This is a genomic window from Burkholderia sp. F1 (assembly GCF_050813845.1).
Taxonomy (GTDB): Bacteria; Pseudomonadota; Gammaproteobacteria; order Burkholderiales; family Burkholderiaceae; genus Burkholderia; species Burkholderia ubonensis.
This window is the reverse complement of record NZ_CP172421.1, coordinates 1,684,765-1,704,238: the sequence shown is the minus strand read 5'-3', so window position 1 is coordinate 1,704,238 and position 19,474 is coordinate 1,684,765. Positions and strand designations below refer to the sequence as shown.

Genomic DNA, 19,474 nt, shown 5'->3' with positions numbered 1-19,474 from the left:
ACCTTACGTTTAGGTTACCGAAATGATCAACCCGACCAAGCAGCGGAACCTCGCTTCCGCGCCGGCCCATCCGGTACAAGAGCGCGCGCCGCAGGTGCGGCTCGGCGAGCACCGCGCGCGCATGCGGGCGCTGATGCGCACCGCCGGCATGCTGCCGGTCCTGCTGATCCTGTGCGTCGGCTTCGGCTTCCTGACCGACGGCTTCTTCACGCTGCAGAACCTGTCGATCGTCACGCAGCAGGCGTCGATCAACATCGTGCTCGCCGCCGGGATGACGTTCGTGATCCTGACGGGCGGCATCGACCTGTCGGTCGGCTCGGTGCTCGCCGCCGCGGCCGTCGCCGCGCTGCTCGCGTCGAACATCCCGAACTGGGGCTGGCTCGGCGTGCCGGCCGCGCTCGCGGTCGGCCTCGTGTTCGGCGTGATCAACGGCGGGCTGATCGCGCTGCTGCGCCTGCCGCCGTTCATCGTCACGCTCGGCGCGCTGACCGCAGTGCGCGGCGTCGCGCGGCTGATGGGCAACGACACCACGATCTTCAACCCGCAACTGCCGTTCGCGTTCATCGGCAACGGCTCGATCCTCGGCGTGCCGTGGCTCGTCGTGATCGCCGGCGCGGTGATCGTCGCGTCGTGGTTCATCCTGCGCCGCACCGTGCTCGGCATGCGGATCTACTCGGTCGGCGGCAACCCCGAAGCCGCGCGCCTGTCGGGCATCAACGTGCGCGCGATCCAGCTGTTCGTCTACGCGGCGTCGGGGCTGCTCGCCGGCCTCGGCGCGGTGATGTCGGCCGCGCGGCTCTATGCGGCCAACGGCCTGCAGCTCGGCCAGTCGTACGAACTCGACGCGATCGCCGCGGTGATCCTCGGCGGCACCAGCTTCGTCGGCGGCGTCGGCTCGATCGTCGGCACGCTGATCGGCGCGCTGATCATCGCGGTGCTGACCAACGGGCTCGTGCTGCTCGGCGTATCCGACATCTGGCAGTACATCATCAAGGGGCTCGTGATCATCGGCGCGGTCGCGCTCGACCGCTACCGCCAGCGCGACTCGGCCCGCACCTGACGTTCCCCCTTTCACCCATCGGGGCGCAGGCAGGTCCTCCTGCGCCCGCCGTCCAACGGACCTCACGGAGACAACGACATGTTCAAGCACCAAGCTGTCCTGACCGGCATCGCCTGCGCGCTCGCGTTCGCGACGGCCGCCGCGCACGCGGCCGACAAGCCGCTGAAGTCGATCGGCATCACGGTCGGCTCGCTCGGCAACCCGTACTTCGTCACGATCGCGAGAGGCGCCGAGGCGCGCGCGAAGCAGATCAACCCGGGCGCGAAGGTCACGGCCGTGTCGGCCGACTACGACCTGAACAAGCAATTCACGCAGATCGACAACTTCATCTCCGCGCACGTCGACATGATCCTGCTCAACGCGGCCGATCCGAAGGCGATCGAACCCGCGGTGAAGAAGGCGCAGGCGGCCGGCATCACGGTGATCGCGGTCGACGTCGCGGCGGCCGGCGCGAACGCGACCGTGCAGACCAACAACGTGAAGGCCGGCGAGCTCGCGTGCGACTTCCTCGCGAAGAAGCTGGGCGGCAAGGGCAACGTGATCATCGAGAACGGCCCGCAGGTGTCGGCGGTGGTCGACCGCGTGAACGGCTGCAAGACCGTGCTCGCGAAGAATCCGGGCATCAAGCTGCTGTCCGCCGACCAGGACGGCAAGGGCTCGCGCGAAGGCGGGATGAACGCGATGCAGGGCTACCTGACGCGCTTTCCGAAGCTCGACGGCGTCTTCACGATCAACGATCCGCAGGCGGTCGGCAGCGATCTCGCCGCGAAGCAGCTGAGCCGCACCGGCATCGTGATCACGTCGGTCGACGGCGCGCCCGACATCGAGACCGCGCTCAAGGGCAACACGCTCGTGCAGGCGTCGTCCAGCCAGGACCCGTGGGCGATGGCGCAGCAGGCCGTCAACGTCGGCTACGGAATCATGAACGGCCAGAAGCCGGCCAATCCGATGATCCTGATCGAGCCTGCGCTCATCACGCGCGACAACGTGAAGAGCTACAAGGGCTGGAGCGCGCCGCACTGACCCGTCGGGCGCGGGCCGCACCGTGCCCGCGCCGGCCGGATCGCGCGACGGCGCCCCTCAACCGATCAACCGCAACAAGGCACGGCGCGACCTCGCGGCGTGACGCCCAGACATGACGACGAACCTTCCCCGCCTGGTCGTATTCGGCGAAGCGCTGACCGATTTCATCCGCGACGACGCGCAGCACTGGCACAGCGTCGCCGGCGGCTCGTGCTGGAACGTGGCGCGCGTCGGCGCCCGGCTCGGCGTGCCGACCGGCTTCGCCGGCACGGTCAGCCGCGACATCTTCGGCGACGAGCTGATGCGCAAGAGCGCCGAGGCCGGACTCGACATGCGCTTCATCCGGCAGGTCGACCGCGCGCCGTTCCTCGCGATGGTCGTGTCGAAGCGGCCGCCGAACTACTTCTTCATCGGCGAGCACAGCGCCGATCTCGCGTTCGACCCGGCCGCCCTGCCCGCCGGCGCGCTGGAGGCGGCGGACATCGTGCACGTCGGCTCGCTCGGCGTCGTGCGCGAGCCGCTCGCGTCGCGCCTCATCGACATCGCGCAGGCCGCGCGCGCGGCCGGCAAGCGGATCTCGTTCGACCCGAACTTCCGCGCGCCGATGGCCGATCCGTCGTATCGCGCGACGCTGCGCCGGCTGGCCGGCCTCGCCGACACCATCAAGGTGTCCGACGAAGACCTGCTCGGCCTGTTCCCCGAGCTCGACGAGACCGCCGCCATCGCGCAACTGCGCGCGTGGGCGCCCGGCGCGGCCGTGCTCGTCACGCGCGGCGCGGCCGGCATGCAGCTGTTCCACGGCGGCGACACGCTGTTCCAGCCGGCATTCCCGACCGAGGTCGCCGATACCGTCGGCTGCGGCGACGCGACCGTCGGCGGCTGGATGGCGAGCCTGCTCACGCGCCCCGACGCGCCGGCCGCCGAGCACCTGCGCTACGCGGCCGCGTGCGCGGCGGTCGCGTGCGCGCATCCGGGCGCCTATGCGCCGACGGCCGCCGAAGTGGCCGAACGGCTCGACGCGTCGAGCGTCGCCGCGAGTCTGCCGCGATGAACGCCGCCCACGCCTTTGCGGCGCGCGACCCGTCCGCTTTCGCATTCGTGCTGTTCGGCGGCACCGGCGACCTCGCGATGCGCAAGATCCTGCCGGCGCTGTACGCCGCGCATCGCGACGGCCTGCTCGCGAGCGCCGGACGCATCGTCGCGGTCGCGCAGAATCCGTTCGACCATGCCGGCTACCTGCGCTGGGTCGATGCGTCCGTGCGCCCGCACGTCGATGCCGCGTCGTTCGACGCGACGTCGTGGCGCGGCTTCGTCGAACGGCTCGCCTACGTGGAACTCGACGCGAGCCGTCCGGACGCGTTCGCGCGCCTGCGCGACGCGCTCGAGCCGATCCCGGGCCGGCGCATCTTCTATCTCGCGACCGGGCCGTCGCTGTTCGTGTCGATCTGCCGCTCGCTCGCGGCGGCGGGCCTCGCGCCGCCGTCGTCGCGCGTCGTGCTCGAGAAGCCGCTCGGCTACGACCTCGCGTCGTCGGCCGCGATCAACGATGCGGTCGGCACGATCTTCAGCGAGGAGCAGATCTACCGGATCGACCACTATCTCGGCAAGGAAGCCGTGCAGAACCTGTTTGCGCTGCGCTTCGGCAACGTGATGTTCGAGCCGCTGTGGCGGCGCGAATGGATCGAGAACATCCAGATCACCGTCGCGGAGGAACTCGGCGTCGGCGGGCGCGGCCCGTTCTACGACCAGACCGGCGCGCTGCGCGACATGGTGCAGAACCACCTGCTGCAACTGCTCGCGATCATCGCGATGGAGCCGCCGCAATCGATGGACGCGGATGCGGTGCGCGACGAGAAGCTGCGCGTGCTGCGCGCGCTGAAGCCGCTCGCCGGCGACGATATTCCGCGCAGCGTCGTGCGCGGCCAGTATCGCGCGGGCGCGGTGCGCGGCGCGGCCGTGCCGGCCTACCGGGACGAGCCGGGCATCGCGGCCGAAAGCGCCACCGAGACCTTCATCGCGCTGAAGGCCGAGGTCGACAACTGGCGCTGGGCCGGCGTGCCGTTCTTCCTGCGCACCGGCAAGCGGCTCGCCGATCGCGTGGCCGAGATCGTCGTCAACTTCCGGCCGGTGCCGCATTCGGCGCTCGGCGCCGCGGCGCTGCGGCCCGGCTCGAACCGGCTGACGATCCGCCTGCAGCCCGACGAATCGATCCGGCTCAGCACCCTCGCGAAGCAGCCGGGGCTCGGCATGTCGCTGCAGGGCGTGCACCTCGACCTCGCGTTCGACCGCTTCTTCCAGCAGAACCGGATGGAAGCCTATCAGCGCCTGCTGCTCGACGTGATCGCGGGACGCCTCGCGCTGTTCGTGCGCCGCGACGAACAGGAAGCCGCATGGCGCTGGGTCGCGCCGATCCTCGCCGACACCGCGCAGCGCGCGCCCGCGCCGAAGCCCTACGCGGCCGGCAGCTGGGGCCCCGCGCCGGCGAGCGCGCTGCTCGCGCGGCACGGCACGTGCTGGCGCGAGGAAGAAAACTGACCGGCTGCGCCTCCTTCAACGCTCTCCGCATTCCCGCATCGATCCCATGGAATCTGTCTGGCATTTCGAATGGGCGCACGGCGCGTTCGACGTGCATGCGCAAGGCGGCATGCTCGGCGGCGTCGCGTTCGTCGTCGGCGATCGCATCGTCCGGCCGTTTTACGAGCCGCCGTGGCTCGACGAACCCGCGCCCCGGCCCGACGGCCTGCTCGGCGTGATGCGCAGCGAATTCGCGTGCGTGCCGTTCGGCGTGCCGTATGCGCGCGCCGGGGTGCAGGAGGACGGTCTCGCCGACGGCTGGCGCGACGCGGTCGCGACGCCTGTCGCCGCGCACGACGCGCCGTCCGACCCGAGCGACGACCTGCAGCACGGCTACGGCTGCATCGGCCAATGGACCTGCGTGCGGCGCAGCGCGCTCGACATCGAGATCGCGCTCGACTATCCGGCCGGCTCGCCGATCGCGCGGCTCACGCGCACGATCCGCGTCGACCCGCACCGCCCCGCGCTCGACGTCGTGCTGCGGATCGATGCACGCGTGGGCGCACGCCGCCCTGCCGGCCTGCATCCGAATCTCGCGCTGCCGGCGCTCGCGGGCGCGTTTCGCATCGAGCCGGACGCGTTCCGCTTCGGCGTCGTGCATCCGGGCGGGCCGGAGCCCGGCGTGTCGCTCGGCCGCCCCGGCGCGACGTTCGAGACCCTCGACCGGGTGCCGCTCGCCGGCGGTGGCCATCGCGCGTTCGACCGGCTGCCGTTCGCGGACGCGACCGAGGAAATCGTGCAGCTGTGCGGGATCGACGGCGGCGTGACGCTGCACGACGAGATGGCCGGCACGGCCTGCCGCCTGACCTGGGATGCCGCCGTGCTGCCGTCGCTGCTGCTGTGGATCAGCAATCGCGGCAGGACCCATGCGCCATGGAACGGGCGCAATCTCTGCGTCGGCGTCGAGCCGGTTGCGAGCGCGTTCGAGCTGGGTTGCGCGGCATCGCTCGCGCCGAACCCGATCAACGCGCGCGGCGTGGCGACCGCTGTCACGCTCGATCCGGCGCGGCCGCTCGAGATCGCGTATCGCTTCGACGTGCTCGACGTGCTTGAAGCGCGCTGCCCCCTTCAGGCGCCAGCCGTCGCCGTGCGGCCCGACGCCTGCAGCTGCTGCAGGCTCTCGTCGACGCTCAGCTCGGACATCGCGTCGGCGCGCAGCGTATCGTCCGCCGCGCGGTGCAGCGCGTGCAGCGCATGCAGCTTGAGGCGCACCATCGCGAAGCGCTGACCGCGCGCCGCACATTCCGCGGCGAACGTGCGCAGCGACTCGATCGTCGTGCCGTCGACGTCGGGCGTCTCCTCGAGGCTCAACAGCACCGTGTGCGTATCCGGCGCCGCTTTCATGAGCGCGCGCACGCGGTTCAGCATCCGGTCCGCATTCGCGAAGAACAGTTGCGCCTCCGGTCGCGCGATCAGCACGCCGGGCACCGGCTTCGCGTCCTCGTGGATCGACACGTCGACGAAGTCGTGGCTGTCGCGCAGCCGGCCGAGCACGCTCACGTTCGGCTCCGACAGCTTGCGCAGCGTCAGCAGCAGGCTCACGCCGATCGCGGCGAGCAGCCCGTGCAGCACGCCGAGCACCAGCACCGCGAGCAGCGCGGCGATCACGACGAGCCGGTCGCGATGCCAGGTCCAGTACGGCCGGAACACCGACGGATGCAGCGAATGGCTGACCGCGAAGATCACGATCGCCGCGAGCACCGGCTCGGGCGTGCGCGACAGCTGCGGCAGCAGCAGCCACACGATCAGCGCAATCACGCCGGCCGCCCACAGCCCGGCGAAGCGCGACTGCGCGCCCGCCGCCTCGTTCGCGGAGGTCGCCGAATAGCCGGCGCCGACCGGCATCCCGTGCAGCAGCCCCGACACGAGATTCGCGCAGCCGAGCGCGACGAGGTCGCGGTTCGGCGACACCGCGTCGCCGTGCTTCAGCGCGAAATTGCGGATCGAGCCGTACGATTCCGCGTAGAGGATCAGCATCAGCGCGAACCCGAGCTCGGCGGTCTGCAGCCATGCGTTGCGATCGAGATCCGGCAGCCCGAACGCGACGTGCTGGAAGTCGATGTGCCCGACGATCGCGATCCCGTAGCGCTGCCAGTCGACCACATAGCCGGCCGCGATCGACAGCACGATCACGACCAGCGTCGCCGGCACGCGCGAGCGGCGCCCGAGCAGGAACAGCAGCGCGAGCGCGCCGCCGCCGAGCGCGACGCTCGCGAGGTTCGCGTGCGCGGCGCCCACGATCAGGTCGAACGCGACGCGCGGCGCGTCGCTGTGCTGCACCTTGACCGCGAGGATCTTCGGCAGCTGCTTGACGACGATCGTGAGCGCGAGCCCGAACGTGAAGCCGCGCAGCACGGGTCGCGCGATGAAATCCGACATGCCGCCGAGCCGCAGCGCGCCCGCGAGGATGAACAGCAGGCCCGTCATCGCGACGAGCGCGGCCGCGAGCGCGAGCTGCGCGGCGAGCCCCATGCTCGATTCGGCGAACACGGTCGCCGCGAGCACGGCGGCCGACGACGACGTCGACGACACGATCGCGAAGCGGCTGCTGCCCGTCAGCGCGTAGACGACGAGCCCCGACAGCAGCGCGATCAGGCCGGCCTGCGGCGGCAGGTTCGCGAGCCCTGCGTAGGCCACCGCCTCGGGAATCAGCAGCCCCGCGATCGACACGCCGGCCAGCGCGTCGCGGCCGATGCGCTGCGCGCGTGGCGGCGGCGCCTCGCCGAGCGCGGCGAAATGGTCGGCGTGCTGCGGGCCGGCGTCGGGATGGACTTGCGGCGTGCGGGCGGTAGGCATCGCTTGGCGGTCAGGTTTTCGTGACGATGACGCCCGACCAGCCGGGCAGGTAGCGCGCGTCCTGCTCGTGCGCGCGCTTCAGCGCGGCGCCGAGCGCCTTGTCGAAATTCTTGAGAATCTGATCGGGCGTCACGTGCAGCCGCAGGTAGTCGGCCCACAGGAATTCGCTGAACGGCGTCGCGTCCTTCGCATAGCCGCCCGCGGTGCGCAGCTCGCCCGCGAGGCTGCGGTACGGATCGTCCTCGAGCCCCGTGAGCACCTTCGGCAGATCCGCATAATCGCGGCGCGCGCCGTCCGCGCCGAACGGGTGCACCCACTGGTTGTGCTCCATTATCCGCCAGAAGATCGTCTCGTCGAGCCACGACAGGTCCTTCAGCAGCATCGCCTTCACGGTCGTCTCGCCTTCCTCGATCAGCGCGAGGCCGAGATGATGGTGATCGGTGATGAAATGCCGGCCGTCGGGGCCGATGACCGCAGGAAACCAGTGCGAATCGATCGCCGCCTTGCGTTCGCGCTTGCCGAGCGTCTTCCAGTGCTTGCGCTTCGCTTTCACCTCGCGATAGCCGACCGTCATCTGGGTCGGGCGCAGCGCGTCGAGCTTGACGGGAATGAGATGAACATCGCGGCCGAGTGTCATGATCGTGCCCTCTGTGGACAAATTCCGCCAACGATACTCCTGATCCTGCGCGGCGTTAATACCGCGCATCCCTCGCCTGCGCGCGCTTGACGATCCCTGACAACTCCGCGCGCATGCGCGGCCGCTACGTGCGCAGGTCGTCGCGCTCGAGCCGGTAGCGCATGTACGGGATGCCGTCCTGCACGACGCCGACGCGGCGCATGCCGAGCTTGCGCGCGACGTTCAGCGAGCCGGCGTTGTCCGCCGCGATGTCGGCGATCACGCGCGGCAGGCGCACCGCGTCGAACGCGTGGCGCACGAGGGCCGCCGCGGCTTCGCTCGCGATGCCGCGCCCCCACGCCTTGCGCACGAGCCGCCAGCCGATCTCCACGTCGCGCGCGCCGCCCGCGTAGTCGGGAATCAGCAGCACCCAGCCGACGAACGCATCCGGCACGGCCTTCTCGAAGATCGACCAGTAGCCGAGCCCCGGCGGATAGTCGCGCGTGATCCGGTACTCGACGAAGCGGCGGTGCTCGACCGGGTCGTGCCACGGCCCGGCGATGTGGCGCGTGACCTCGGGATCGCGGTCCATCGCGATGCACGCGTCGAGATCCGCAAGCACGCGCGGGCGCAGCCACAGGCGGGCGGTTTCGAGCGCGGGCAGCGCAGCAGCGGGACATCTGGGCATCGGGACTCCTGGGCCGGCGCAGGCGCGCGCCGGCGAATTACGAAAACACTACGGCGGCCATTCCGCAACGTCGCGCGCTGGCATTGCGCAGCCGGAAACAGACCATTTCGTAGGGATTATTCCCGATTCGGCCGCGTCGCGCGACGCGGCGACCTACACTCGATGGATGCCCCCGCGCAGCGCGCCGGCCGGGCGGCGCATGCACGCGAATCCGCACGGCGCACGCCAACCAGGAGACGTCCGCCATGAGCTGGACCCGCGAGCAACGCAACGTCACGATCGCCGCCTATCTCGGCTGGACGCTCGATGCATTCGATTTCTTCCTGATGGTCTTCGTGCTGAAGGACATCGCGGCCGAGTTCAATTCGACCATCCCCGCCGTTGCGTTCGCACTGACGCTGACGCTCGCGATGCGCCCGCTCGGCGCGCTGATCTTCGGCCGGCTCGCCGACCGCTACGGCCGCCGCCCGACGCTGATGATCAACATCGCGTGCTACTCGCTGCTCGAGCTCGCGTCCGGCTTCGCGCCGAGCCTGGCAGCGCTGCTCGTGATGCGCGCGCTGTTCGGCGTCGCGATGGGCGGCGAATGGGGCGTCGGGTCCGCGCTGACGATGGAGACCGTGCCCACCCATGCGCGCGGCGCGGTGTCGGGGCTGCTGCAGGCCGGCTACCCGAGCGGCTATCTGCTCGCGTCCGTCGTGTTCGGCACGCTCTACCAATACATCGGCTGGCGCGGGATGTTCATGGTCGGCGTGCTGCCGGCGCTGCTCGTGCTGTACGTACGCACGAGCGTGCCCGAATCGCCGGCCTGGAAGCAGATGGAGAAGCGCCCTCGCCCGCGTCTTTCGACCACGCTGCAGCAGAACTGGAAGCTCGCGATCTACGCGGTCGTGCTGATGACCGCGTTCAACTTCTTCTCGCACGGCACGCAGGACCTGTATCCGACCTTCCTGCGCGAGCAGCACCATTTCGATCCGCACACCGTGTCGTGGATCACGATCGTGCTGAACATCGGCGCGATCGTCGGCGGGCTGACCTTCGGCGCGGCCTCCGAGAAATTCGGCCGCCGCCGCTCGATCCTCGTCGCCGCGCTGATCGCGCTGCCGGTGCTGCCGCTGTGGGCCTACTCGAGCGGCCCGCTCGCGCTCGCCGCCGGCGCGTTCCTGATGCAGATCTCGGTCCAGGGCGCATGGGGCATCATTCCGGTCCACCTGAACGAGATTTCTCCCGACGAAATCCGCGCGACGTTCCCCGGCTTCGTGTACCAGCTCGGCAACCTGCTCGCGTCCGGCAACGCGACGATGCAGGCGTCGGTCGCGGTCGCGCACGGCAACAACTACAGCTTCGCGCTCGCGCTCGTGTGCGGCACCGTCGCGATCGTGATCGCAGTCCTGATCATGTTCAGCCCGGAACGACGGGGCGTCGACATGACGCAATCCGTCAATACGCGTAGCGCCGTCGGCTGAGCGAGCAGGATGCCGCGACGCACCATGCCGTGCGGCCCGGCCTGCGGAGGCCGCGCGACAATCTTTCCGCACCCGCACATCGATCTAGAGGTTTCTGTCCAGATTCAGCGCTTGCCCCCGCGGCCCACGCCTTTTTATCTTAATAAAAACGCTTGTTTGAATTACAAATTCGAATCGCCGGTTCGCGTCCGCGCGATCGGCATGGGAGGCGGAACATGGCAGCGGGTCAGGTGGGACGGCCGTCCGCGGGGCGGCCGTCCGGCAACCGGCAAACCGGCGGAACGAAGGCGCGCATCCTCGATGCGGCCGAGGATCTGTTCGTCGAGCACGGCTTCGAGGCGATGTCGATGCGGCAGATCACGTCGCGCGCGGCAGTCAATCTCGCGGCGGTCAACTATCACTTCGGCAGCAAGGAAGCGCTGATCCACGCGATGCTGTCGCGGCGGCTCGATCAGCTCAACCAGGAGCGGCTGCGCATCCTCGATCACTTCGATGCGCAGCTCGGCACGCACGTCACGTGCGAGCACGTGCTCGGCGCGATGTTCATCCCCGCGCTGAAGGCATCGCGCGATCCGGAGCGCGGCGGCCGCGCGTTCCTGCGGCTGATCGGCCGCGCGTACACCGACCCGTCGCCGTTCGTGCGCAACTTCCTGACCGCGCACTATGCGAGCGTCGCGGTCCGCTTCTTCGACGCGTTCCAGCGCGCGCTGCCGAACCTGCCGCGCGCGGAGCTCGGCTGGCGGCTGCACTTCGCGATCGGTGCGCTGTCCGGCGCGCTCGCGGGCGCCGAGACCGAGAGCCTGATAGACGAGTTCTCGCAAGGCCGCAAGATGAACGACGTGCAGATGATCGCGCGTTTGTCGTCGCTGATCGTCGCCGCGCTGAAGGCGCCGATGCCCGACAGCGCGCAACTCGCGATCTTCGCGGCAGTGCTCGACGACGCGGGCGCGAACGACCTCATGCCGGTGTCGCCGGTCGCGCCGGCCGACACGCCGGCCGACGACACGACGCTGCATCACGCAACCTGACGGCGTACGCGGCGCGCGGCGTGCGGCTCGCAGCCGTGCCGCACGCCGTCTGCCTTACCCTCGACATCAAGATTCAGGAGCCCCCCATGCCCTCTCCCGCAGCGCCGGCCGCCACGCAGACGCCGCCGAACACCGACGGCATCTGGTACGCGTCGTATCCGCCCGGCGTCCCGCACGAGATCGACGTCACGCGGTACGCGTCGCTCGTGCAGTTCTTCGACGAATGCACGACGCAGTTCACCGACCGCGTCGCATACGTGAGCGCCGGCGCGTCGATGACTTATGGCGCGCTCGCGCGGAAGGTCGCGGCATTCGCGTCGTATCTGCAGGGCCTCGGCGTGAAGCCCGGCGACCGCGTCGCGATCATGCTGCCGAACACGTTCCAGTACCCGGTCGCGCTGTTCGGCACGCTGAAGGCCGGCGCGATCGTCGTCAACGTCAATCCGCTGTACACGGTGCGCGAGCTCGCGCATCAGCTGAAGGACAGCGGTGCGCAGACGATCGTCGTGTTCGAGAACTTCGCGCGCACGCTGCAGGATGCGCTGCCGCAAACGCAGGTGAAGAACGTGGTCGTCACCGCGCTCGGCGACCTGCTCGGCGACGGCCTCAACCTGAAGGGCCGGCTCATCAACTTCGTGCTGAAGCACGTGAAGAAGCTCGTCCCGGCCTACCGCCTGCCGCAGGCCGTGAGGCTGCGCGCGGCGCTCGCGCTCGGCGCGCGCGGCAAGCCGCAGCCCGTGCCGCTGACGCGCGACGATCTCGCGTTCCTGCAGTACACGGGCGGCACGACGGGCGTCGCGAAGGGCGCGATGCTCACGCACGGCAACCTGATCGCGAACCTGCTGCAGGCGAAGGCGTGGATCGCCGATCAGGTGACGGGCGACATCGAGACGGTGCTCACGCCGCTGCCGCTTTATCACATCTATTCGCTGACCGTGAACGCGTTCATCTTCATGGGCCTCGGCGGGCGCAACATCCTGATCGCGAACCCGCGCGACACGAAGATGGTGATGAAGATCATCCGTCACGAGACCTTCACGGGGATCACCGGCATCAACACGCTGTACAACGCGTTCCTCGACAACGAGGAATTCCGCAATCGCGACTTCTCGAAGCTCAAGCTCGCGATGGCGGGCGGCATGGCGATGCAGCGCGCGGTCGCGGAACGCTTCCAGCAGGTGACGGGGCGGCCGGTCATCGAGGGCTACGGGCTCACCGAATGCTCGCCGATCGTCACAATGAACCCGGTGAACCTGCAGGACATGGCTGCATTCAGCGGCTCGATCGGCCTGCCCGCGCCGTCGACCGTCGTGCGCCTGCGGCGCGAGGACGGCACCTGGGCCGGCATCGGCGAGCCGGGCGAGCTGTGCGTGCACGGCCCGCAGGTGATGCGCGGCTACTGGCAGCGCCCCGAGGAAACCGCGAAGGTGATCGACGCCGACGGCTGGCTCGGCACCGGCGACATCGGCGTGATGGACGAGCGCGGCTTCGTGCGCCTGATCGACCGCAAGAAGGACATGATCCTCGTGTCGGGCTTCAACGTGTATCCGAACGAGATCGAGGAAGTGCTGGTGATGCACCCGGGCATCAGCGAGGCCGCCGCGATCGGCATTCCTGACGAAGTGCACGGCGAGCGGATCAAGGTGTTCGTCGTCCGGCGCGACCCGGCGCTGACCGCCGACGACGTGCTCGCGCACTGCCGCAAGAACCTGACCGGCTACAAGATGCCGAAGCTCGTCGAGTTCCGCGATGCGCTGCCGCAGACCAACGTCGGCAAGATCCTGCGCCGCGCGCTGCGCGACGAGGAACTCGCGAAGCTCAAGGCCGGCAAGCAAGGCTGAAACCATATCGCTCCGGGAGGCCCAGTCGATGAACGAAGGAATCCAGCGGCACGCGAAGCGGCTTGGCCGGCACGCGGCCGCCGCTGCGCTCGCCGGCGCGCTGGCGCTCGCGCAGCCCGGCGTGCGCGCGCAGCAAGCCACCGGCGCGGAAGGCGCGGCGCACGATGCGGCCGCACTGCCCGCCGACCTCGCGAAAGTGACCCGCGAGCCCGCCGCCCGGCAGGCGCGCTGGCTGCGGACCGCCGCGCAGCAAGGCACGCTCGCGAAACTCGACGACGCGACGCTCGCCGCGTTGTTCACCGCGCTCGATCCGCTCGCGGTGCCCGAGTACATCCGCAACGGTCCGAACGGCTATCCGTCGTATCAGTTCACGATGGTTCGCCAGGAGCGCATCGGCGGGAGATGGTCGGACACGCCCGATCGCATGATCGTCAAGACGACGCGCGACCCGCTGAAGGTCTACGCGAAATGGCTGCCGGACGGCGCGCATGCCGGCCAGGAAATCATCTACGACACGACGCGGCGCAAGGACGAGATGTACGGCCACCTCGGCGGCCTGCTCGGCAAGGTGCCGATGTGGACGGCGCTCGACGGCGCGCTCGCGCGTGCGCAGTCGAATCACGAGGTGAAGGATCTCGGCACCGAGTTCATCGCGAACCTGTACCTGAGCGAAGGGAAGATGTACCAGGAAGCCGGCGTGGAGCGCCCGACCCATGTGGAAGCGAAGACGGTCGGCGGCGTGCGCGTCGTCGCGCTGACCTACGAGACGCCGACCGGCCGGCCGCAGTTCTATGCGAAGAAGGAAGTGCTGGGGCTCGACCTGCACGAACCGTGGTTCCGGACCGTCGAATCCTATGACAACGACGGGCGGCTCTTCGAGCGGATCGTCATCGAGAAGATCGCGCCGATGTCGTTCGACGAAGCCGCGTTTGATCCGAAGAATCCGGCTTACGCGTTCTGACGCGCGCCGGCGCGTGCGGCGCTCAATCGTCGTCGTCGTGGTGCTTGTGCCAGTGCTTGTAGTAGTGCTTGCGCCACTTGCGGTAGCGGTCGTCGTCGTCATCGCCGTCGTAGCCGTACCCGTAGCCCGGATACGCGACCACCGCCGGCTGCGGCGCGACATAGACCGGCGCCGGCTCGACATAGACCGGCGCGACCGGCACGCCGATGCCGATCCCGATATCGACGTGACCCGCCATCGCGCTGCCGGACGCCAGCAGCGCGATGCCCCCTACCCACCCTGCCACTCGCCTCTTGTTCATGTTCTGGACCTCCAAGATGCCGGCTCGCCCGGCGTGCGCGAAGACTGTAGTGGAGCGGCGCGCGGTCAGGTGCAACGGCGCTGCGAGAGTCGTAACTCGACGTAACAAAACGGCATGGGCCGTTTGGCCGAATCGCGGAAACGCCCGGAACCGTCTATAGTGGGTTACGGTTCGACACAATCGTGAGCGCGCGCATCGGGATCGAACAGGGTAGAATCCCGCAAAATACCTTGTGGATTCCACGCCACACACACACGCACAACATACTTCTGACGCAGGCTCCTGCCGCATCTCAATGGCCAATCCCGCAGAATCCCATCCGCAAAACGACTTCATCAATTCCGCGCGCAAGGAACGTAAGCGCGTCGAAATCTATCTCGTCAACGGCATTCGCCTGACGGGATGCATCGAGTCGTTCGACCAGTACCTGGTGATGCTGCGCACCCCCGTGGGTTTGCAGGGCATCTACAAGCGTGCGATTTCCACCATCCAGCTCGACACCGGCGGTTCGCGTCCGGGCGGCGGCGGCCCGCGCGGCCCGCGCACGGGCGGCGGCGGCGGGCGTCCCGGCGGCCGTGAAGGCGGCGGGCACAGCCCGTACGGCTCGCACGGCGGCTCCCGCGAATCGCGCGGCGACGGCTACGGTTCGCGCGAACCGCGTGGCGACTACGGGTCGCGCGAACCGCGTGAAGGCTACGGCGCACCGCGCGAGCCGCGTGAAAGCTACGGCGCGCCGCGCGAGCCGCGTGAAAACTACGGCGCCCCGCGCGACGCCGGCGACTCGCCCGCCTCCTCCGCGCCGTCGGAATCGCGCGGCAATAACGGGCCGGTGATCGTCACCCGCCGCCGCCGGATCGTGCCGGACGGCCAGTAACGGGCAGTAACGGCCAATAAGGCAAAAGGGCAAACCCGCGGGTTTGCCCTTTTTTCTTCGTCGCGCCGCCGCGGCATGTCGTCGCATGCCGCACACCACTACGCTCAGCGCACGCGCGGCAAGCCGGCGTCTGCCTCACGCTGCAACGATCGCACCTGCTGCTGCAGCGCGCGCAATTGCGCCTGCAGTTCGGCCTGTTGCGCCTGCAGCGCGGCGGTCTCGCTGCGCACCGTCTTCTGACGATCCGTGACGGCCGCCTGCTGCTCGCGCGCAATCGACAGGTCCGCCTGCAGACGCCGCGCCCGCTCCTGCGCGACTTCGATCTGGCGATCCGTCTGCGCCTTCTGCGATTCGAGCTTCGCCGCGCGCAGTTCGTTGACGGCCAGATGCCCGGCCTGGCGCGAGAAATCGCGGTAGATCGCCTCCGCCCGCACCTCGTTGTAGGTCTTGATCACGCGCCAGAACGCCTTCTGCTGGAACAGCGCGATGAAATACGCGCCGTCCTTCACGTTGAACAGCAGGCTCGCGCCGTAGCTGCCGTTGTAGTTCGTGCGCATCTCCGTGAGCGTGTGCGCCTGGATCTGGCGCTGCAGCTCGTCCACCGTGCTCGGACCGGTCGTGTCGCCGGCCTGGATCGGCGTTTGCGCCTGCGCGTCGAGCGCCGGAATCGCGGCGGCCGGCGCCGACGCCGGCTGCACCGGCTGCTCGGCCGGGCTCGCGGTGCCGGCCAACCCTTGCGCGTATGCGCCCTGCATGCCTCCGAGCAGCGCGAGCAGCACGCACGCCCTTCCCAACCCCAACCCCGTCATCTGGCTCATGAAATGTTATTCCCGCTCCAAGTCGTTGTAATTCTGCGGCGCATTATCTCATTATTTACTCACTATCGCGGGTCTCGGGCTCCTCGTCGAAGATCTGGTATTTGCGCATTTTTTCCCACAGCACCTTGCGGCTGATGCCGAGCTGCTGCGCGGTGTCCTGGCGGCGCCAGCCGTTCGCGTCGAGCGCGGCGATCACGCGGCTGCGCTCGCTCATGTCCCACTTGCTGCGATCGACGAACACCTCGGCCGCGCTCTCCGCCGGCACCGGCTGCGCGGCGCTGCGCGCATGCGCGACCAGGCGCTGCAGCCGCGCGGCGTCCCAGCCGCCGGTCTGCCGCACCGTCACGCCGACGCGCTCGGCGAGATTGCGCAGTTCGCGCACGTTGCCGGGGAAATAGCTGTCGGCGACGGCGTCCGCAAGCCAATACGGCAGGTCGGGCAGCTGCGCGAGCTTCTCGCCGCCGACCACCTGCGCGACGAACGACTTGAACAGCGCGATCTTGTCGACCGCGCCCCGCTCCTCGAGCGACGGGATGCTCAGTTCGATCACCGCGAGCCGGTAATACAGGTCGGCGCGGAACAGCCCCTCCTTGACGAGCTGCGGCAGCTTCTTGTTGCTCGCGGCAACGAGGCGGAAATCGACCTTGACCGGCGACGTCGCGCCGACGCGCAGCACCGCGCCGTCCTCGAGCACGCGCAGCAGCTTGACCTGCTGGTAGAGCGGCAGGTCGCCGACCTCGTCGAGGAACAGCGTGCCGCCCGCGGCCTGCTCGAAATAGCCTTTATGCGCAACAACCGCGCCGGTGAACGAGCCTTTCGCGTGCCCGAAGAACAGCGACTCGAACAGGCCGTCCGGAATCGCGCCGCAGTTGACCGGCACGAATTCGCCGAGCCGGTAGCGCGAGTGCTTCTCGTGCAGCAGTTGCGCAATGCGCTCCTTGCCGACGCCGGTTTCGCCGTGCAGCAGCACGTTGGTGTCGCAGTCCGCGAACGTGTCGACTTCGCGCAGCAGCGCCTGCATCGATTCCGAGTGGGCAACGAGCTCGGACGGCTGCAGCGTCTCCGCGGCGTGCGCGCGCAGCTGCGTGACGAGCTTGCCGACCATCCCGCGCAGTTCCGCGCAGGTGAAATCGAGCGGCAGGATGTGCGAATACTCGGGCGGATACTGCGACGCGTCGTGGTCGCGCGCGGCGCCGACCCAGACGACCGGCATGCCGATGTTGGCCTGCCAGTCGCGCAGGAACGCGGCGCCGGTTTCGATCATCGTCACGCTGATGATCGCCAGCGACGGGCGCAGCGCGGCGCGCTCGGGCGAGAGTTCCGCGTTGTCGGCGCGGATCACTTCGACGTCGAAGCTCGCCATGCACCGGGCGACGCGGTCGACGATGTCCGCCTTGCCTTCCCAGACGTACAGGTCGAGCTCTTCGATTGCGGGCGTGGTTCTCATTCTTCGGAGGCTTCTTCAGTTGACGAGTTGCGCTGCGTTGCAGGTCAGCGAGATCTGATGCACGGTCGCCTGGCCGACCTGGACGCCGAGCAGGCCCAGGATCGGCACGAGCACGGCGTCGAGCGCCGACAGCACAGGCTGCAGCACGAGGCTGCCGATCGCGTCGAGCAGCGGGCCGAGCGGGATCGGGATGCCGAGGATCGTGATCGAGTTCAGGTTGATGTTGCTGAGCGCCGTGCCGAGCGACGCGCCGAGGTTGTTCACGTAGGTGGTCCAGTAGCTGTTCTGGCTCGATGCCGTGGACGGGCTCACCCAGCCGCTGCCGCACGACACCGGATTCGCGAGGCCGGTCGGCGCGTTGCAGAAGTGGTAAGGCGTGGCCGACGGGTAGCCCGCGTACGGCGCGCTCGACGACGTGGTGCCGACGATCTGGAGCACCGGATTCGAGATCGATGCGGTGACGCCGAGCGACACCGGCGGAGACGACAAGGCCGATGCCTGCAGGTTCAGCAACTGCAGCGTCCCGGCCGGCGGACAGGTGCTCACGTTGGACAGGTTCAGCGTGCCGGACGGCGGCGCGCTGATGCACAGCTTCGCGATGCCCGGCGTCGCGAGGATCGTCGTCGTGCTCGGCGTGGTGGCGGAACCGCACTTCGTCGCCGCGAGGCTCGCCACGGCCGGCCCGCCAACGAGCAGGTAAATCGGCAGGTTGATGCCGCTCAGCGTGAGGTCGAGCAAGCCGCTGAGGCCCAGCGCGCCGGTGATTGGAATGCTCGGCGTCTGCACGTTCAGATACACCCCGATCTGCGCCGACGACGCCTGCGTGCGCCACGTCCCGTTCGGCAGCAGCCCCGCCTCGCCGACCGCGATCGACGGCGGATTCAGCACCTGCAGCTGCAGCGACACGACATTGAAGCCGGTCGCGCCCAGCGGCAGCGTGACGCCGGTGTTCAGCGACACCGCCTGCCCCTTGTTGTATGCGGCCACCTGCGCCGCCGTCGTCAACAGGTCGAGCAGGTTGACCTGCGCATCGGCGCCCGACTGCGGATTGCCGAGACTGATGTTCAGCAGCGCGTCGGGCGCATTGGCGACGACGACGCTCGTGTTGCCGACCCTGGCGCCCGCCAGCTTGCCGAGCGCCGTCGACGCGGCCTGCAGCTGCGCGACGTAACCCGGGCCGTTGCCGCCGCCGGCCTGCAATGCGCCGACATACGCGCTCAGGTTGCCGATCAGCGTCGGCACCGTCACCGACAGGTCCACGAGCCCGTTCACCGTCCCGGCGCCGAGCGCGGTCGAGATGCCGAGCAGCTTGATGTTCGCGCCCGCGAGCGCCTGATAGTCGGCGAGCGTGAGACTGACGCTCGTCCCGAGCAACGCCGACAGGATGCCGTTGAGCCAGACCGGGTCGACGCTCGCGAGCGTCGCGCTGACCGAGAACGTGTCGATCGCGCTCGCGCGCGCGGTCGCGGTGGCCGACATCGTGCCCGGCCCCGCGCCGAGCATCGACACGACGCCGAGGAACGAATAGCGCATCGCGCGCGTGACCGTCACCTGCGTGGCGTTGAGCTGCGTCATCCCGCTCGCGGCGGGCGCGAAGTATGCCGGCTGGCCCGCATAGACCTGCGGATCCCAGCGGCCGCAGGTCGCCGCGACCTGGTCTTGCCCGCGTGCGGGCGCGCTCGTCGCCACCGTGTTCGACGTTTCGTTCGCCTGAGCATTGTTCAGCGCGGTCCTGTTCGCCGCGCCGCACGACGTATCGGACGGATCGAGCGACTGCACCGCGGCCAGCGCGGACAGGTCCGCGATCCGCTGCAGGTCGCGCCGCTGGAAGAACAGGTTGCCGATGTCGATCGCGCCCAGCGTCACGAGCGCGACGAGCACCCAGACGGTCGCCAGGACCGACACGGCGCCGCGCTGGCCGCGCATCCGCCGGCGGCCGCGCCCGGCCGGGCGCCATCCGAGGAATCGAGCCGTGCTCATC

Annotated in this window: 16 protein-coding genes; 9 read left to right on the top strand and 7 right to left on the bottom strand. The window is 69.3% G+C overall.

What is annotated here, in order from left to right:
* Positions 1–22 precede the first annotated feature (22 nt).
* From ACFIMZ_RS08185 to zwf, 4 genes are all read left to right on the top strand, one after another.
* Positions 23–1,060 (top strand): ABC transporter permease subunit, encoded by a 1,038-nt coding sequence (locus tag ACFIMZ_RS08185; RefSeq protein ID WP_431822177.1) that lies wholly within the window; start codon positions 23–25, stop codon positions 1,058–1,060.
* A gap of 78 nt (positions 1,061–1,138) precedes the next feature.
* Positions 1,139–2,083: an ABC transporter substrate-binding protein gene (locus ACFIMZ_RS08180; protein ID WP_431822176.1), complete on the top strand. Its 945-nt coding sequence runs from the start codon at positions 1,139–1,141 to the stop codon at positions 2,081–2,083.
* Positions 2,084–2,195: 112 nt separating this feature from the next.
* Positions 2,196–3,134 (top strand): carbohydrate kinase family protein, encoded by a 939-nt coding sequence (locus ACFIMZ_RS08175; protein WP_431822175.1) that lies wholly within the window; start codon positions 2,196–2,198, stop codon positions 3,132–3,134.
* Positions 3,131–4,618 (top strand): glucose-6-phosphate dehydrogenase, encoded by a 1,488-nt coding sequence (zwf, locus tag ACFIMZ_RS08170; RefSeq protein ID WP_431822174.1) that lies wholly within the window; start codon positions 3,131–3,133, stop codon positions 4,616–4,618. Before ACFIMZ_RS08175 ends, zwf begins: the two co-directional genes overlap by 4 nt.
* 1,107 nt (positions 4,619–5,725) lie before the next feature.
* Here the strand turns inward: zwf and ACFIMZ_RS08165 are convergent.
* From ACFIMZ_RS08165 to ACFIMZ_RS08155, 3 genes are all read right to left on the bottom strand, one after another.
* Positions 5,726–7,453, bottom strand: a complete 1,728-nt coding sequence (locus ACFIMZ_RS08165) for a SulP family inorganic anion transporter (RefSeq protein ID WP_431822173.1) — start codon at positions 7,451–7,453, stop codon at positions 5,726–5,728.
* Between the two features lie 10 nt (positions 7,454–7,463).
* Complete coding sequence (locus ACFIMZ_RS08160) at positions 7,464–8,090, bottom strand: ParB-like protein (protein ID WP_431822172.1); 627 nt, start codon at positions 8,088–8,090, stop codon at positions 7,464–7,466.
* A 124-nt stretch (positions 8,091–8,214) separates the two neighbouring features.
* Complete coding sequence (locus ACFIMZ_RS08155) at positions 8,215–8,757, bottom strand: GNAT family N-acetyltransferase (protein WP_431822171.1); 543 nt, start codon at positions 8,755–8,757, stop codon at positions 8,215–8,217.
* A gap of 245 nt (positions 8,758–9,002) precedes the next feature.
* Here ACFIMZ_RS08155 and ACFIMZ_RS08150 point away from each other — a divergent pair, with 245 nt between their 5' ends.
* The 4 genes from ACFIMZ_RS08150 to ACFIMZ_RS08135 all read left to right on the top strand — a co-directional run bounded on the left by ACFIMZ_RS08150 (position 9,003) and on the right by ACFIMZ_RS08135 (position 14,053).
* Positions 9,003–10,223 carry an MFS transporter gene (locus tag ACFIMZ_RS08150; protein WP_431822170.1) on the top strand — a complete coding sequence of 407 codons (1,221 nt, stop codon included), beginning with the start codon at positions 9,003–9,005 and terminating at the stop codon, positions 10,221–10,223.
* Positions 10,224–10,438: 215 nt separating this feature from the next.
* Positions 10,439–11,251 (top strand): TetR/AcrR family transcriptional regulator, encoded by an 813-nt coding sequence (locus tag ACFIMZ_RS08145; RefSeq protein WP_431822169.1) that lies wholly within the window; start codon positions 10,439–10,441, stop codon positions 11,249–11,251.
* 86 nt (positions 11,252–11,337) lie between these two features.
* A complete protein-coding gene (locus ACFIMZ_RS08140; protein ID WP_431822168.1) occupies positions 11,338–13,092 on the top strand; it encodes an AMP-binding protein in 1,755 nt (584 codons plus the stop codon).
* 28 nt (positions 13,093–13,120) lie between these two features.
* Positions 13,121–14,053 carry a DUF1571 domain-containing protein gene (locus ACFIMZ_RS08135; protein ID WP_431822167.1) on the top strand — a complete coding sequence of 311 codons (933 nt, stop codon included), beginning with the start codon at positions 13,121–13,123 and terminating at the stop codon, positions 14,051–14,053.
* Between the two features lie 22 nt (positions 14,054–14,075).
* Here ACFIMZ_RS08135 and ACFIMZ_RS08130 read toward each other — a convergent pair whose 3' ends face one another.
* Complete coding sequence (locus ACFIMZ_RS08130; protein ID WP_431822166.1) at positions 14,076–14,354, bottom strand: hypothetical protein; 279 nt, start codon at positions 14,352–14,354, stop codon at positions 14,076–14,078.
* Between the two features lie 295 nt (positions 14,355–14,649).
* On the opposite strand from ACFIMZ_RS08130, the gene hfq reads away from it, so the two are divergent.
* Positions 14,650–15,228, top strand: coding sequence for an RNA chaperone Hfq (gene hfq, locus ACFIMZ_RS08125; RefSeq protein ID WP_431822450.1), 579 nt, complete (start codon positions 14,650–14,652; stop codon positions 15,226–15,228).
* Positions 15,229–15,332: 104 nt separating this feature from the next.
* Here hfq and ACFIMZ_RS08120 read toward each other — a convergent pair whose 3' ends face one another.
* From ACFIMZ_RS08120 to ACFIMZ_RS08110, 3 genes are read right to left on the bottom strand one after another with little or no spacing between them, the layout of a single operon-like run.
* Positions 15,333–16,046: a DUF2968 domain-containing protein gene (locus ACFIMZ_RS08120; RefSeq protein WP_431822165.1), complete on the bottom strand. Its 714-nt coding sequence runs from the start codon at positions 16,044–16,046 to the stop codon at positions 15,333–15,335.
* Between the two features lie 55 nt (positions 16,047–16,101).
* The gene (locus ACFIMZ_RS08115) at positions 16,102–17,493 is read right to left on the bottom strand and encodes a sigma 54-interacting transcriptional regulator (RefSeq protein ID WP_431822164.1); all 1,392 of its coding nucleotides are present in this window, start codon (positions 17,491–17,493) and stop codon (positions 16,102–16,104) included.
* 15 nt (positions 17,494–17,508) lie between these two features.
* On the bottom strand, positions 17,509–19,473 hold the full coding sequence (locus tag ACFIMZ_RS08110; protein WP_431822163.1) for a TadG family pilus assembly protein: 1,965 nt from the start codon (positions 19,471–19,473) through the stop codon (positions 17,509–17,511).
* Between the last annotated feature and the right edge of the window lies 1 nt (position 19,474).